The organism is Micromonospora narathiwatensis, from assembly GCF_900089605.1.
GTDB lineage: Bacteria > Actinomycetota > Actinomycetes > Mycobacteriales > Micromonosporaceae > Micromonospora > Micromonospora narathiwatensis.
In genome coordinates this window covers 5,547,987-5,563,442 of record NZ_LT594324.1, presented here as the reverse complement: position 1 = coordinate 5,563,442, position 15,456 = coordinate 5,547,987, and the positions used below count along the sequence as shown (strand labels likewise).

At 72.3% G+C, this 15,456-nt stretch carries 14 protein-coding genes; 3 read left to right on the top strand and 11 right to left on the bottom strand.

The annotated features are described in order from the left end of the window. Positions 1-34: 34 nt before the first annotated feature. The 5 genes from amcA to GA0070621_RS24370 all read right to left on the bottom strand — a co-directional run bounded on the left by amcA (position 35) and on the right by GA0070621_RS24370 (position 4,814). A complete protein-coding gene (gene amcA, locus GA0070621_RS30565; RefSeq protein WP_091200128.1) occupies positions 35-271 on the bottom strand; it encodes a multiple cyclophane-containing RiPP AmcA in 237 nt (78 codons plus the stop codon). Then, positions 240-1,343, bottom strand: coding sequence for a cyclophane-forming radical SAM peptide maturase AmcB (gene amcB / locus GA0070621_RS24385; RefSeq protein ID WP_331715222.1), 1,104 nt, complete (start codon positions 1,341-1,343; stop codon positions 240-242). Before amcB ends, amcA begins: the two co-directional genes overlap by 32 nt. A gap of 122 nt (positions 1,344-1,465) precedes the next feature. Next, a complete protein-coding gene (purM, locus tag GA0070621_RS24380; protein WP_091200125.1) occupies positions 1,466-2,620 on the bottom strand; it encodes a phosphoribosylformylglycinamidine cyclo-ligase in 1,155 nt (384 codons plus the stop codon). A 63-nt stretch (positions 2,621-2,683) separates the two neighbouring features. Beyond that, a complete protein-coding gene (gene purF / locus GA0070621_RS24375) occupies positions 2,684-4,300 on the bottom strand; it encodes an amidophosphoribosyltransferase (RefSeq protein ID WP_091200123.1) in 1,617 nt (538 codons plus the stop codon). 160 nt (positions 4,301-4,460) lie between these two features. Beyond that, entirely contained in the window at positions 4,461-4,814 is a 354-nt protein-coding gene (locus tag GA0070621_RS24370; protein WP_167667291.1) for a sterol carrier family protein, read from the bottom strand. Between the two features lie 164 nt (positions 4,815-4,978). On the opposite strand from GA0070621_RS24370, the gene GA0070621_RS24365 reads away from it, so the two are divergent. Beyond that, the gene (locus GA0070621_RS24365) at positions 4,979-7,021 is read left to right on the top strand and encodes a carboxypeptidase regulatory-like domain-containing protein (protein ID WP_091202801.1); all 2,043 of its coding nucleotides are present in this window, start codon (positions 4,979-4,981) and stop codon (positions 7,019-7,021) included. 93 nt (positions 7,022-7,114) lie between these two features. Here GA0070621_RS24365 and GA0070621_RS24360 read toward each other — a convergent pair whose 3' ends face one another. From GA0070621_RS24360 to purS, 4 genes are all read right to left on the bottom strand, one after another. Further along, positions 7,115-7,864 carry a 2-phosphosulfolactate phosphatase gene (locus GA0070621_RS24360; RefSeq protein WP_091202800.1) on the bottom strand — a complete coding sequence of 250 codons (750 nt, stop codon included), beginning with the start codon at positions 7,862-7,864 and terminating at the stop codon, positions 7,115-7,117. A 10-nt stretch (positions 7,865-7,874) separates the two neighbouring features. Further along, positions 7,875-10,613: a phosphoribosylformylglycinamidine synthase subunit PurL gene (purL, locus tag GA0070621_RS24355; protein WP_091200122.1), complete on the bottom strand. Its 2,739-nt coding sequence runs from the start codon at positions 10,611-10,613 to the stop codon at positions 7,875-7,877. A 67-nt stretch (positions 10,614-10,680) separates the two neighbouring features. Further along, entirely contained in the window at positions 10,681-11,364 is a 684-nt protein-coding gene (gene purQ / locus GA0070621_RS24350; protein WP_091200120.1) for a phosphoribosylformylglycinamidine synthase subunit PurQ, read from the bottom strand. Further along, entirely contained in the window at positions 11,361-11,624 is a 264-nt protein-coding gene (gene purS / locus GA0070621_RS24345) for a phosphoribosylformylglycinamidine synthase subunit PurS (RefSeq protein WP_091200118.1), read from the bottom strand. Before purS ends, purQ begins: the two co-directional genes overlap by 4 nt. 366 nt (positions 11,625-11,990) lie before the next feature. On the opposite strand from purS, the gene GA0070621_RS24340 reads away from it, so the two are divergent. Further along, positions 11,991-12,671, top strand: coding sequence for a S1 family peptidase (locus tag GA0070621_RS24340; RefSeq protein ID WP_091200116.1), 681 nt, complete (start codon positions 11,991-11,993; stop codon positions 12,669-12,671). A gap of 63 nt (positions 12,672-12,734) precedes the next feature. Further along, a complete protein-coding gene (locus tag GA0070621_RS24335) occupies positions 12,735-13,301 on the top strand; it encodes a YbjQ family protein (protein ID WP_091200114.1) in 567 nt (188 codons plus the stop codon). Between the two features lie 43 nt (positions 13,302-13,344). Here the strand turns inward: GA0070621_RS24335 and purB are convergent, their stop codons facing one another. Together purB and GA0070621_RS24325 are read right to left on the bottom strand one after the other, a co-directional pair. Then, positions 13,345-14,769, bottom strand: a complete 1,425-nt coding sequence (purB, locus tag GA0070621_RS24330; RefSeq protein WP_091200112.1) for an adenylosuccinate lyase — start codon at positions 14,767-14,769, stop codon at positions 13,345-13,347. 38 nt (positions 14,770-14,807) lie between these two features. Continuing rightward, positions 14,808-15,443, bottom strand: a complete 636-nt coding sequence (locus GA0070621_RS24325) for a hypothetical protein (protein ID WP_157740039.1) — start codon at positions 15,441-15,443, stop codon at positions 14,808-14,810. Positions 15,444-15,456: the final 13 nt, after the last annotated feature.

Here is a 15,456-nt window from a genome sequence, read left to right as displayed (position 1 = left end):
CACCCGGCAGGTCCTTGATCGCGGAGTCGTACCCTCAGCGGGGGCGGTTGTTCCAGTTGTAGAACGTCGGGATGTTCTCGAAGTGGTTCCACGCGCACACCGCGCTGGCCCCGTCGCCGCCCGACACCTCCGCCCGCAGCACCCGCGCGGCATCGGCCTCGTGGAGCAGTGCGGTCAACCCCACGGCGGCCTCCCGTACCCGCTCGACGACCGGGTCCGGGCCGGCTCCCTCAACGCGCTCAGACTGCCGGTGACTGGTGGTCTCGGGCATGCTCCAACACTCCCTCCAGTAGGCGGATCTTGCTGTTGCGGCAGTGCTCGGTCTCCGTACCGTCGAAGCGCCCCTGCTCGAAGTACCGGTTGGCGGCGTGGCCGCCACCGCAGAAGCCGAAGTACGGGCAGGACGACCGGCAGGCCTCGACGCCGGCGAGGAACTCCGCCACCCAGGGAGTCCGCCCCGCCCCGGCCAGGATCTCGGCCAGCGGGGTGGTCAGCACGTTACCGCTGCCGAAGTCGCCGTACCCGGGATCGGTGAAGCCGGCCAGCTCCGGCGAGAGCACGACCACCGAGCCGTCGTGGGCGACGGTGGGAATCGGGTCGAGCTGGCGGGGCAGCAGGTCGTCCACCGTGCCGGCCAGCACGGCCCCGGCGTACCGCAGCGACCATTCCAGCTCGCGCAGATGGATCCGGGGATCCCGGCGCCACGCGCCGACCAGCTCCGCCCAGAACCCGGTCACCGCGGCGGCGTCCCGGGCGTTGCTGCGGGTGTTGACCCCCTCGGTCTCCTCGATGTTGACGCCGAGCACGTCGCAGCCGAGGTCGAGGAAGTAGTCGTACAGCTCGGTCGCGAGACCGGGACCGGGCCGGGACACCACCGCGAGGGCCGAGAAGGGCAGCCCGTGCCGGCGCAGCGCGGCCACCCCGGACATGATCCGGTCGTACGCGGCCCGGCCGCCCCGGGTGACCCGCTCCGCGTTGCGCTCGCGCGGCCCGTCCACGCTCACGCTCACCCGTATGCCGTGCTCGACGAAGAACGCGCACCAGGCGTCGTCGACCAGCGTTGCGTTGGTCTGGACGTGGTGCTCCACCTCCGGCCCGAACGGGGCGAGCAGGGCGGCCAGGTGCTCCCGGCCGGCCGCCAGGGGCTCACCGCCGTGCCAGACGACGGAGAAGCGCCCCGCCGCCGCCCACGGGTTCACCGAGGCCGCCACCGCCTCGGCGACCGCGACCGGCATCCGCCGGTCCGCCGCGCGCATCGGCAGGTAGCAGTAGGCGCAGTCGAGGTTACAGAGCGTGGTCGGCTGCATCACCACGTACGAGGGCACGGCGGCGATCCCCCGCATCCCGGAGTGCGTACGAGCGGCCATCAACCCTCCCCCGTCAGCCCAAGTGCCCTTCAGGCTAGGCGGCGGTGGCCACTCGGGTGAACCCCCGATCAGGTGGCCGGATGATCACCAGACCGTGATCATCCGCGGGTGTGGTGGCCGATCATCTGGACGTTGCCGGAGCCCTCGATGATCTCGCCGGCCTGCCAGGCGTCCACGCCACGCCCGGTCAGGGTGGCCAGCGCCCGGTCGGCGTCCTCGGCGGAGACGATGGCGAACATGCCGACGCCCATGTTGAACGTCGCCTCCATCTCCGGGTCCTCGATCCGGCCCTTGGACTGGATCAGGTCGAAGATCGGCTGCGGCCTCCAGGTGGAGCGGTTGACCACCGCGTCGACGTGCTCGGGCAGGATCCGGACCAGGTTGCCCGGGATGCCGCCGCCGGTGACGTGGGCCAGCGCCCGCACCTCGGCCTCGGCGATCAGCTTGAGGCAGTCCTGCGCGTAGATCTTGGTCGGGGTGAGCAGCTCCTCGCCGAGGGTCCGCTGCCGGCCGAAGTCGTCGATCACCACGTCCAGCCGCATCCGGCCGGCGCCCAGCAGCACGTGCCGGACCAGGGAGTAACCGTTGGAGTGCAGGCCGGAGGAGCGCATCGCGATCACGACGTCGCCCACCTCGACCCGCTCCGGGCTGAGGATCTCGCTCTCCTCCACCACGCCGACGCCGGTGGCGGAAATGTCGTACTCGTCGGGGCGCAGCACGCCCGGGTGCTCCGCGGTCTCGCCGCCGAGCAGCGCGCAGCCCGCGTACCGGCAGCCGTCGGCGATGCCCGCGCCGATCTCGGCGACCTTGTCCGGCACGACCTCGCCGGTGGCGATGTAGTCGAGCAGGAACAGCGGCTCGGCGCCGCAGGCGACCAGGTCGTCGACCACCATCGCGACCAGGTCGATGCCGACCGTGTCGTGGATGTCGAGCTGCTGGGCGATCACCAGCTTGGTGCCGACCCCGTCGGTGGAGGAGGCGAGAATCGGGTTCTTGTATTTCTGCGTGTCCAGCCGGAACAGGCCGGCGAAGCCGCCCAGGTCACCCATGACCTCCGGGCGCCGGGTCTGCTTGACCTTGGACTTCAGCAGCTCGACCGCGCGGTCGCCCGCCTCGATCGACACCCCGGCGTCCGCGTAGGAGACAGAGCGTTTGCGCGTCGTACGGCTGGTGCCGGCCGTCCAGGGTTGGCGGTCGCCGGCAGCGCCCGTCGGGCTGGTTCCTGCGCCGCTGCGCTCGGACACGTGCGTCACGGTTCTCCCCTTTGTGTTTCCCGCGGGGCCGACCCGGGTGGGGCCGGACCCGCGTGGGTGGTGCTACCGGAGGTGGGTGGCAGCCGACGGCGTCAGACCGGCCTTCATCAGGTCCGGAGTGCCGCCCAGCGGCGCGGAGGCCGAATTGTGGCCGCCAGCCGAGCTGAAGTTGTCGTTGAGCGCGGTGGTGGTGTCAGCGGTGGCGTCGGACGCCTCGGCGGCAACCCGGCGGCCCACTCCTTCGAGCACGTGCTTGCCGATCAGGTGCCCGGCCGGCAGCTCGATCGGGTACTCCCCATCGAAGCACGCCCGGCAGAGCCGGCTCTTCGGCTGCTCGGTCGCGGCGATGAGACCGGGCAGCGAGACGTAACCCAGCGTGTCGGCACCGATCGACCGCCGGATGCCGTCGTTGTCCAGCCCGTTGGCCACCAGCTCCGCCCGGGTGGCGAAGTCGATCCCGTAGAAGCAGGGCCAGCTGACCGGCGGGGAGGAGATCCGGACGTGGACCTCCAGCGCGCCCGCCTCGCGCAGCATCCGCACGATGGCCCGCTGGGTGTTGCCACGGACGATCGAGTCGTCCACCACCACCAGGCGCTTGCCCCGGACGTTCTCGCGCAGCGGGTTCAGCTTGAGCCGGATGCCGAGCTGGCGCAGCGTCTGGGACGGCTGGATGAAGGTGCGCCCGACGTACGGGTTCTTCATCAGCCCCTGGCCGTAGGTGATGCCGGACTCCTCGGCGTAGCCGATCGCGGCGGGGGTGCCGGACTCCGGCACCGGGATCACCAGATCGGCCTCGACCGGGTGCTCCCGGGCGAGTTGGCGGCCGATCTGCACCCGGGCGGAGTGCACGTTGCGCCCGGCGATGGTGGCGTCCGGTCGGGCGATGTAGACGTACTCGAAGAGGCAGCCCTTCGGCTCGGGCGCGGCGAACCGGGTGGAGCGCAGCCCGTCCTCGTCGATGGCGATCAGCTCGCCCGGCTCGACCTCGCGGACCACGCTCGCGCCGACGATGTCCAGCGCGGCGGTCTCGCTGGCCACCACCCAGCCGCGCTCCAGCCGGCCGAGCACCAGCGGGCGTACGCCGTGCGGGTCGCGGGCCGCGTAGAGGGTCGACTCGTCCATGAAGACGAAGCTGAACGCGCCCCGCAGCCGGGGCAGCACCTCCAGCGCGGCCGCCTCGACGGAGAGGTCGGGCCGGCTGGCCAGCAGCATGGTGACCAGCGAGGTGTCGTTGGTCGCGCCGTCCGAGTCGAGCCGCCGCTCGGCCGCCTCACGCTGAAGCTCGGCGGTGTTGACCAGGTTGCCGTTGTGGGCCAGCGCGATCGTGGTGCCGGCGCTGGTCGCCCGGATAGTCGGCTGGGCGTTCTCCCAGGTCGAGCCGCCGGTGGTGGAGTAGCGCGCGTGCCCGATCGCGACGTGCCCGCGCAGGCTGGCCAGGGTCGGCTCGTCGAAGACCTGGGCGACCAGGCCGAGGTCCTTGAAGACCACGACCCCCGAGCCGTCACTCACCGCGATGCCGGCCGCCTCCTGGCCGCGGTGCTGGAGGGCGTAGAGCCCGAAGTAGGTGAGGTTGGCGACCTCCTCCCCGGGCGCCCAGACGCCGAAGACGCCGCACGCGTCCTGCGGGCCGGGCCGCTGGGGGTCAAGGTCGTGGCTCAGCCGGCCATCGCCTCGGGGCACCTGCCGCTCCCTTGCTGCTCTGGACCGGCCTGGCGGAGTCGGGGGCAGCTCCGCACGTACAGCCGGGACCTCGTCGCCTGACAGTGTACGCGAATCCGGGTCGATACCGACAGTCACGATCCGCCTGCCCAGAGTGACACACTCTCCGGCATCCGCCCAGCTAGAGCGGGAGATGCGCGGAGAGGTCGGCGCGGGCCCCACTCACCCGTACGCGACCCTCGGTGACCGCGTCTGCCCAGCTCAGGCGGCCGGTGGCCACGCTCAGCCAGGTAGCCGGGTCCATTTCCACCACATTCGGGGGCGTTCCCCGGGTGTGTCGCGGCCCGGCCACGCACTGCACGGCACCGTAGGGTGGAATCCGCACCTCCACCGATCGGCCGGGGGCGCGCTCCGCGAGGACGGCCAAGAGGGTACGGACCGCCTCTCGGAACACCGACCGTTCGGGTGTACGCCCCTCGTCCAGCGCGGTCAACGCTGCCGCGACCGCAGCGGACTTAGTGTGCGGAGAGGACACGAAGGGACGATACGACCCGACCGCATTTCGGTCGACGCCGGCCCTGGGTAGAGATGTTCCGGTCAGACAAGGCATAGTTGCCGACGGCGTATTCGTACCGTGAGTGATCATTCCCCGGCCCGGCACCGGCCGGCGGGGGAGGTCAGACCCGGAAGGCGGTGGACGTGTCAACACACCGACGTGCCTGGAAGCAGCGGGCGGGTGTGGTCGTAGCGCTGGTAGTCGGCGCGCTGCTCACCGTCCCCGCCACGCCCGCACAGGCCGACCCCCCAGAGATCTCCCTCAATCAGGGCTCGGTGACCGTGAATGCCGGCGGTGACACGTCGGTACAGGTCAAGGTCAAAGTCTCGGATCCGGGGCCAACCCAGGTCACTATCCGGGTAACCGGTCTGCCCTCCGGGGTGAGCTGCAGCTCCGGCTGCGACACCGTGACCGTCATCGGGCAACGCAACTTCTCGCTGACGTTCAAGGCCAGTCAGAACGCACCGGACGCCAACGGCGTGGGCGTTCAGGTGACCGCCGAGACCTCGAGTGATTCGAACAGCGCCAGCCTCTCCATGACGGTGAAGGGCTCCGCTCCCCCGCCCACGCAGGAGCAGACGCAGACGGTCAAGTCGATCTCCGGCAAGGTCGTCATCGCGGCGAACAACGAACCGCTCTCGGGCGCCCTCGTCATGCTGCGGGACGCCAAGGGCAAGCAGCGCTCGACCACCAGCGACGGCAGCGGAAACTTCCGCTTCACCGGCTCGACGTCGGACCCGATCGCGCCCGGTCGGATCGACCTGGGCGCCAGCAAGGGCGACGCCACCCCCGGCACCAAGTCGATCAACGCAGGCCCCGGTGATGCCGTGACCGGCCTGCGCATCAGCGTGGCGGTCAAGGTCGAGGTCACGCCGAGCGCCACGCCGTCGGCGAGCGAGGAGGCCCTCCCGACCGAGGAGGCCACCGACGACACCGCCACCACTGAGGACGACGCCGGGGCCACCGAGGCGGCCCCCGCCGCCCAGCAGCCCGCCGCGAACCAGGAGTCGGGCGGCTTCGGCAACTGGCTGCTGATCCTGCTCGGCGGCCTCTTCGTCGCCGTGGGCGTGGGCACCATCGTGCTGCTCTACCTGCGGCGCAAGAACGAGGGCGACGACGCCGACGGGGACGACCCGGCCGGTCCGCGTGGCCCGGGTGGGGCCGCCGCGGCGGGTGCCGTACCGGCCGCCCGAGGCGCGTACCGGGGCGTGGACGAGCAGACCCGGGTGGTGAACGGCATGGGTGCCGGGGCCGCGCCGACGATGGTCGGTGGGGCCGGGCTCAGCGAGGCACCGACCATGATGCACCGCCCGGTCGTGGACGACGTCCCGCCGGACCCGTACGGCGCGCCCCCCGGTCCCACCTACGGCAGCGGCCCGCAGGGCGGCTACGGCTACGGCGAAGAGGCGCCCGGCCAGGGCGGCTACGGCGGCAACAGCTACGGCAACGCCCCCTCCTCGGGCGGCGGCTACGGCAACGCCGCCCCGTCCTCCGGCGGCGGCTACGGCAACGCTCCCGCCTCCGGTGGCGGCTACGACAGCGCCTCGTACGGAGACGGCGGCTACGACCGTCGGGGCGACTACGGCACCGGTGCCGGTGCCGGTGCCGGTGGCTACCCGCCCGCTCAGGGCGGCGGCTACGGCAACGACCGCTACGACGAGCCGACCGGCCGGTACACCGGTGACAGCACCCAGTACGCGCCGCCGGCCGACCCGTACCCGACCAGCACCTACCAGCCCGACGAGGGCCAGGGCTACGACCAGCCGGGCCAGGGCCAGTACGGACGCGGCGCGGAACAGGGCAACAGCTACGGCTCGGACGCCGGCTACGGCGCACCGTCCGGCGGTTACGACAGCGGCCCCGGTGGCGGTTACGACAACGGGCCGGGCGGGGGCTACGACAGCCGCCAGCAGGGCTACGACGGCGGCCAGCAGCAGGGCTACGACGGTTACGACCAGCGTGGCGGCTACGGCGGCGGCGACGGCTACGGCCAGCCGCAGCAGGGCGGTTACGGCCAGCAGGGCGGTTACAGCCCGGAGCAGCCGCCGCAGCAACGCAGCGGTGGCTACGACAACCAGGGCTACGACCAGGGCGGCTACTACAACGACCCGGCCCAGGCCGGTCGGGGACGCCAGGACGGCTCGCACGACCGCGGCGGACGCCGCCTCGACTGGCTGGACGACTGACTCGACCGCCTGAGCGCTTCACCGACATCGACAGTGGCCGCCCGGTTTCTCCGGGCGGCCACTTCGTCTGCTCGGCCCGAGGCCGATCGGGGATCAGCCGGCGACGAAATATCCCTGGCGTAGCACCGGCACCACGTCGGACACACCCACCTGGACGGCGACCTCCACGTCTCCGGCGAAACCGCTCTCGACGAGTTCCCTGCCGGACACGCAGCCCCGGACCGCCGCCGGTACGTCAGGCGTACTGGCCAGTGCGGCCAGTGCCATCGCCGCCTCCACCGAGAGCCCGCCCGGTACGCCGGACAGGGCGTCCAGCACGCTGGCCGCCCCGAGCTGGTCTTCGACACAGGGGCGCAGTGAGCCGTCCGGCCAACGTTCCCCGGCGGCCACCACCCCCACCGGGGAGTCGGTCGAGCCGTACCCCTCGGCACGCAGCCAGCGCCCGACGGCGCGGGCGTTACGCAGGCACGCCGCGACCACCGGCAGGCCGGTGGCGCTCGCGGCGGCGCTGATCGCCGAGCCGTTCGGGGACGGCAGGACGAGGTCGGCGACGACCGGCGCGTTCCGCAACGCCGCCGGCGAGAGCGACCACGGGTGTTCCGGGGTCATCTGCCGGCGGCCGACCGCGGCCACGGCACCCACCCGGCGGGCGTAGTCAGCCGCCTGTTCCCCCCAGGGGAACGGGTGCACCCGCATGCCCCGGCCGACCGCCACCTCGACGGCGGTGGTGAACGAGAGCACGTCCACCACCACCAGGGCGGCACAGACCCGGCCGAGTTCCGCCGCCCCGGTCAGCCCCCAGTCGAACCGGGCGCCGGAACCGGGTTGGGCGAAAACGGCCAAGGCCAGGGCCTCAGCGCTGATCCGGTGCGGGGGTCGGGTCCGGGTCACCGGGGGCCGCCACGGAGCCGGCCGGCCCGGTCTCCGCCGGATCGGACGTCGCCTCGGACGCCACCTCCGCCGGGACGTGCGTACCCTGCGTCGGCGGCTCCGCCGGGGCGGTCTCGGCCGCCGCCGGAGCCGCCACGGCCTCGCTGTCCACGCTCGGCGCCGACGGGTCCACGGCCTCGGCCGGCTCGGCCACCGTCTCCGCCGCGTCGATCTCGACGTCCACCGGCTGCTCGACGTCCGCCGGCTGCTCGACGGTGGCCGGGACGCCCGGCCGGGCCGCCTCCGAGCCGCCGAAGAGGCGCGGCAGGGTCTCGCTGTGCGCGGCGCGCAGTTCGTCGAGGCCGATCCGGAACTGGCCGTGCACCTCCAGGGCCGCGCCGGCCGGGTCGGTGACCCCGATGAACTCCCACGGCACCCCGTGCTCGACGCAGAGGGCGGTGAACGCCTTCTCGTGCCCGCGCGGCACCGAGACCAGCACGCGGCCGGCCGACTCGCTGAACAGGAAGACGAACGGCATCGAGCCGCCGGCGAAGTGCTCGGGCACCGCCACCCGGGCGCCGACGCCACGCCGCAGGCAGGACTCGACCAGGCTCTGGGCGAGGCCGCCGTCGGAGAGGTCGTGCGCGGAGCTGACGTGGCCAACCCGGGCCGCGGCCGCCAGCAGCTCGGCGAGCTGCCGCTCGCGGGCCAGGTCGACCTGCGGCGGGATGCCGCCCAGGTGCTCGTGGGTCACCCAGGCCCACTCCGAGCCGGACAGCTCGACGTGCGTCTCGCCGAGCAGGAAGAGCTGGTCGTGGTCGGCACCCGGCCGCGGCACGAAGCCCATCGGCACCCGGTCGGCGACGTTGTCCAGCACGCCCAGCACGCCGACCACCGGGGTCGGGTGGATGGGCGCCGGGCCGGTCTGGTTGTAGAAGCTGACGTTGCCGCCGGTCACCGGGATGCCCAGCTCCAGGCAGCCGTCCGCCAGGCCGCGGACGGCCTCGGCGAACTGCCACATCACGCCCGGGTCCTCCGGCGAGCCGAAGTTGAGGCAGTCGGTCACGGCGATCGGCTTCGCGCCGGTCACCGCCACGTTCCGGTACGCCTCGGCCAGCGCGAGCTTCGCCCCGTGGTACGGGTCGAGGCGCGCGTACCGGCCGTTGCCGTCGACGGAGAGGGCGACGCCGAGGCCGGTCCGCTCGTCGATCCGGATCACGCCGGAGTCCTCCGGCTGGGCGAGCACGGTGTTGCCCAGCACGTACCGGTCGTACTGCTCGGTGACCCAGGTCTTGTCGGCCAGGTTCGGCGACGCGATCATGCGGAGCACGGTCTCCCGGAGTGCCTCCGGGTTGTTCGGTCGGGGCAGCGTCTCCGCCCGGTCGGCCTGGAGCAGGATCAGGTCGGCCGGCTCACGCATCGGGCGGGCGTAGACCGGACCGTCGTCGACCAGCGAGCCCGGCGGCACGTCCACCACGAGCTGATCGCGCCAGGTGATGACCAGCCGGCCCGGCTGCCCGTCGGCGGCCGGCGGGGTCACCTCGCCGATGGCGGTGGCCCAGACGCCCCACTTCTCGGCGATCTTGAGCACCGCGTCCAGCTTGTCGGGGGCGACGACCAGCAGCATCCGCTCCTGGGACTCGCTGGCCAGGATCTCGTGCGGCTCCATCGAGGGCTCGCGCAGCGGCACCCGCTCCAGCCACACCCGCATGCCGGTGCCGGCCGCCGCGGCGGTCTCGGTGAGCGCGCAGGTCAGGCCGGCGCCGCCGAGGTCCTGGATGCCGACGACCAGCTCGCCGTCGTACAGCTCCAGGCACGCCTCGATGAGCAGCTTCTCCATGAACGGGTCGCCGACCTGCACGGAGGGACGGCGCTGCTGGCTCTCGTCGTCGAAGGTGGCGCTGGCCAGCACCGACACGCCGCCGATGCCGTCCCGGCCGGTCTTGGCGCCCATCAGCACCACCACGTTGCCGGGGCCGGCGGCCTCCTTCTTCTGCAGCCGGTCGACCGGCAGCACGCCGAGGCAGAGCGCGTTGACCAGGGGGTTGCCCTGGTAGCAGGGGTCGAAGACCACCTCGCCGCCGATGTTCGGCAGGCCCAGGCAGTTGCCGTAGCCGCCGACGCCGGCGACCACGCCGGGCAGCACCCGGGCGGTGTCCGGGTGGTCGGCCGCGCCGAAGCGCAGCGGGTCCATCACCGCGACCGGGCGGGCGCCCATGGCGAGGATGTCCCGGACGATGCCGCCGACGCCGGTCGCCGCACCCTGGTACGGCTCGACGAAGCTCGGGTGGTTGTGCGACTCGACCTTGAAGGTCACCGCCAGCTCGTCGGAGACCCTGACCACGCCGGCGTTCTCCCCCATGCCGGCGAGCATCCGGTCGCTCGGCGGGGCCTTCTCGGCGAACTGGCGCAGGTGCACCTTGCTCGACTTGTAGGAGCAGTGCTCGCTCCACATGATCGAGTACATCGCCAGCTCGGCCTGGGTGGGCCGGCGGCCGAGGATGTGCCGGATCCGGTCGTACTCGTCGTCGCGGAGGCCCAGCTCCGCGTACGGCTGGAGTTCGTCCGGCGTGCCGGTGGCCCGGGGCACGGTGTCCACGCCCGGGGCCCACTCGTCGGCCGGGCCGGCCTGCGGCAGCACGGCGGCCGTACGCGGCTCCGCCGGGTCGGCCGGGAAGGCGCCCGGCGTCTCCCGCAGGGCCGGGTCCGGATGGGTGGTCATGACCTCTCCTCGCTGCGCTCGCCGCCGTACGGGCGGGTGAGCCGACCGATGATCCCGCCGCGAACGGTCACGCGGGGGCCCCCACCAGGTGCTTGAGCACCGAGGTGAAGAAGCCGAGACCGTCCAGGGAGGGGCCGGTGAGCGCCTCCACCGCGTGCTCGGGATGCGGCATGATGCCGACCACGTTGCCGGCCTCGTTGGTGATCGCGGCGATGTCGCGCTGCGAACCGTTGGGGTTGCCGCCGAGGTAGCGGGCGACGACCCGGCCCTCGGCCTCCAGCCGGTCCAGCGTCGCCGGGTCGGCGACGTAGCAGCCCTCGCCGTTCTTGACCGGGATCAGCACCTCCTGGCCCGGCTGGAACGCGTTGGTCCAGGCGGTGCCGACGGATTCGATGCGGAGGACCTGGTCCCGGTTACGGAAGTGCAGGTGCTGGTTGCGGGTGAGTGCCCCGGGCAACAGGTGGGCCTCGCAGAGGATCTGGAAGCCGTTGCAGATGCCGAGCACCGGGAGGCCGCCCCGGGCGGCGTCCACGATCGTCTCCATGACCGGGGCGAACCGGGCGATGGCCCCGCAGCGCAGGTAGTCACCGTAGGAGAAGCCGCCGGGCAGGACCACGGCGTCCACCCCGTGCAGCCCCGGGTCGCCGTGCCACAGCCGGACCGGCTCGGCGCCGGCGATCCGGACGGCCCGGGCCGCGTCCCCGTCGTCAAGCGAGCCGGGGAAGGTCACCACACCGACCCGGGCGGTCACCGGTGTGCGTCCACGGGCTCGTCGGCCTCGACCAGTCGGACGGTGTAGTCCTCGATGACCGGGTTGGCGAGCAACTTGTCGGCGATCTCCCGGGCCCGGTCCAGGTCCGGCTCACCGGTGAACTCGATCTCGATCCGCCTGCCGATCCGAACCGAGGCGACGTCACTGACGCCGAGCCGGGGCAGCGCGTTTGCGACGGCCTGGCCCTGCGGATCGAGGATCTCGGGCTTGAGCATGACGTCGACGACGACGCGAGGCACTGGGCACTCCTGACTGTGTACGCAGTTGGGTGCCGACCCACAACGGGCGAGCGCAGCCAGCCTACCTGGCAGATTCCGCTTCGACCGCACCGGCCGGGACAGTTCAGGCAGTGATCGACATGACCGGCGGGGTGCGGGAACCGGGATGTCCGTGCTTTGCCGGAACGTCCCCCGAGCAGGTACTTCGCCGCGCCGGGGGTCGCCAAATCGTTACATCCATTAGGCTCGATCGAATCCTTGCCACGACCGCCGACAGCCCCTACTCTACATCGACAAAGCTCGATGCTAGGCCGGCGGGTCACCCACAACCCGCACCGGCTCGACCGACCCGGTGATCCCGGGTCCGTGAGGCAAGGAGTACATCCGATGCGTATCCGATCCCTGCTCGCCGTCCTCGGCACCGCCCTCGTGGGCGTGCTGGGCGCCGCCAGCGGCGCCGTCGCCGCCCCCGTGAGCCCGTACATCATCGGCGGCGGCACCGTCTCGTCGGCGCCCTGGGCCGCCGCGGTCTTCAGCAACGGCTCGTTCACCTGCTCCGGCAGCGTGATCGCCTCGTCGTGGGTGCTCACCGCCCGCCACTGCATCAGCGGCACCATGTCGGTCCGGATCGGCAGCGTCTACTACGCCTCGGGCGGCACCACCCGCACCGTCAGCGCCACCTACACCCGCAACGATCTCGCGCTGATGCGGCTCTCCAGCGCGGTGACCACCTCAACCGTCTCGCTGGCCAGCAGCAACCCGCCGATCGGATCCACCAACTCGATCTACGGCTGGGGCATGACCTGCTACAGCGGCTGCAACCCGTCGAGCCAACTCAAGACCGCCACCGTCCAGGTGACCAGCAACAGCGCCACCGACGCGTACGGCGGCCAGGCCATCCGCAGCAGCCGGATCAACGGCAACGCCTGGAAGGGCGACTCCGGCGGCCCGCAGTTCTACAACGGGCTCCAGGTCGGCGTCGCCTCGACCGCCGACGGTTCGAGCATCCAGAACTACGCCAGTGTCGCGTACAACCGGGCCTGGATCACCTCGGTGGCCGGTGTCTGACGGTCCGACCCTCCGGCACCCCGTCTGGGGGCCGACGGCCGGTTGACGCCGCGCGCGGCGCGGATGGTCGGCAGCGTGCCGACCGTCCGCGCCGACCCGTTTCGCAGCATCCGATCAGGTGACCACGGCCGACGTTCGGGTCGCCGCCCGACTGACAGCATCGGAAACGTGCTGGTCGTGACGACGGATCAACTACCCGGCTACGAGATCCGCCAGATCCTCGGCGAAGTGGTCTCCTCGATGGCGAGGACACGCAACCCCTACCGCGAGGGGGTCAAGAACCTCCGCGGTGGGGCGTACGACCCGATGGCACCGGACAACCTCACCCGCTGGCGTACGGACTCCGTGGCGCGACTGGGCGAGGAGGCCCGCCGGCTCGGCGCGAACGCGGTGATCGGCATGCGCTTCGACAGCCGGGACTGCGGCGAGATGTGGATGGAGATCTGCGCCTACGGCACGGCGGTGATCGTCGTACCCAAGATGCCGGACGTCATGCCGCCCGACCAGCCGCTCGTCGCCGCCGACACCGCGCAGGCCCCGGAGATCGCGTCCGCCCCCGGCGGCGTCGCCGAGCCGCCGAGCGCCCCCAACCTCAGCTCCGCCGCCGAAACCCCCACCCGCGACTCCTAGCCCCCGCCCACCTCCCGGCCGGCGGTGGTGGGGTGGGGTGGGATCAGAGGATGGGGGGTGGGGAATAGGCCGCCGCGTGCGGGTGGGTTTCGACGATCTTGGCGATGCGGGCGGTGACCCGGTCGACCTGGGCCCCGGCCGCGCCGACGAAGGCGTTGCGGTCGGCGACCAGGGCGTCGATGTCGGCGCGGGTCAGGCCGAGGCGGCCGTCCGCGGCGAGGCGGTCGAAAAGGTCGTTCCCGGCCGCGCCCTGCTCCCGCATGGCCAGCGCCACCCCGACCGCGTGCTCCTTGATCGCCTCGTGCGCCACCTCCCGGCCGACCCCGCGCCGGACCGCCGCGACCAGGATCTTCGTGGTGGCCAGGAAGGGCAGGAAGCGCTCCAGCTCCCGGTTGATCACCGCCGGGTACGGGCCGAACTCGTCCAGCACGGTCAGGAAGGTCTGGAAGAGCCCGTCGGCGGCGAAGAACGCGTCCGGCAGCGCCACCCGGCGGACCACCGAGCAGGAGACGTCCCCCTCGTTCCACTGGTCGCCGGCCAGCTCGCCGACCATCGACAGGTAGCCCCGGATGATCACGGCGAAGCCGTTCACCCGCTCCGACGAGCGGGTGTTCATCTTGTGCGGCATGGCACTGGAGCCCACCTGACCGGGCTTGAAGCCCTCGGTGACCAACTCCTGGCCGACCATCAGCCGGATCGTGGTGGCCAGCGACGACGGCGCGGCGGCCACCTGGGCGAGCGCGGCCAGCACCGCGAAGTCGATCGAACGGGGGTAGACCTGCCCGACGCTGTCCAGCACCCGGCTGAACCCGAGGTGCTCGGCGACCCGACGCTCCAGCTCGGCTACCTTCTCCGCGTCACCGTCGAAGAGGTCGAGCTGGTCGGCGGCGGTGCCGACCGGCCCCTTGATGCCGCGCAGCGGGTACCAGCTGATCAGGTCTTCCAGCCGGTCGTACGCGATCAACAGCTCCTCGGCGGCGGAGGCGAAGCGCTTGCCCAGCGTGGTGGCCTGCGCGGCGACGTTGTGCGACCGGCCGGTCAGCACCAGGCCGGAGTACTCGTGGGCGTGCCAGGCGAGCCGGGCCAGGGTGGCGACCACCCGGTCCCGGATCAGCTCCAGCGAGCGGCGGATCTGGAGCTGCTCGACGTTCTCGGTGAGGTCCCGCGAGGTCATCCCCTTGTGCACGTGCTCGTGCCCGGCGAGCGCGCTGAACTCCTCGATCCGGGCCTTCACGTCGTGCCGGGTGACCCGCTCGCGCGCCGCGATCGAGGCCAGGTCGACGTCGTCGACCACCCGCTCGTACGCCTCGACCACCCCGTCCGGCACCGGCACGCCGAGGTCCCGCTGGGCCTTGAGTACGGCGAGCCAGAGCCGCCGCTCCATCCGTACCTTCTCCTCCGGCGACCAGAGGGCGACCAGTTCGGGCGAGGCGTACCGGTGGGCGAGCACGTTCGGGATCGTCGTCACGTACCTCAGTCTCCCATGACCGGGCGGCCGCCCCCGGGTTACGTCACCTGCTTGATCTCGTGCACGGTCGCGGTCACCGCGAGGCTCTTCGTCTGCTTGCCCTGGGCGTTGCGGACGGTCAGCAGGTAGGTGTGCCGCTGGACGTCACCCTCAGCCCCTGAACAGGGGAAGTTCAACGTCTCGCTGCCGGTGGGCGGGTAGTTGTCGGCGTACACCCCCGGGCCGTCGACGGAGAGGGCGACGGAGTCGACGTTGCTGGCCTTCCACTCCAGGACGACCGGCGTGCCCTCGGTCCGGCTGAGGTTGGTTCCGGACGGGCAGGACGGCTTCTGGGCGACCCGGAAGAAGGTGATGGTGGGCCCGGCCGCCTTCGGGGCGCTCGTCGTCGGCTTGCCGCCGGGCTGCCCACCGTTGCTGCCGGTGCCACCGCCCATCGACCCACCACCCGTCGACCCGCCACCCGTCGAGCCGCCGCCGGTCGGCGTCCCGGTCGTCGTGCCCCCGTCGGTCGCGGGGGTGGGAGATCCCGTTGCGGTCGCGTCGCCGGGGGCCTCGGTGACCGAGGTCGTGGCGCTCGACTCGGTGGTCTTCTCGCCGCCGGACGCGCAGCCCGCGACCGCCAGCGCGGCGGTCAGGGCGACGACGGTGGTACGGAGCAGGGCTTGACCGGGCATGACCACTCCCTCG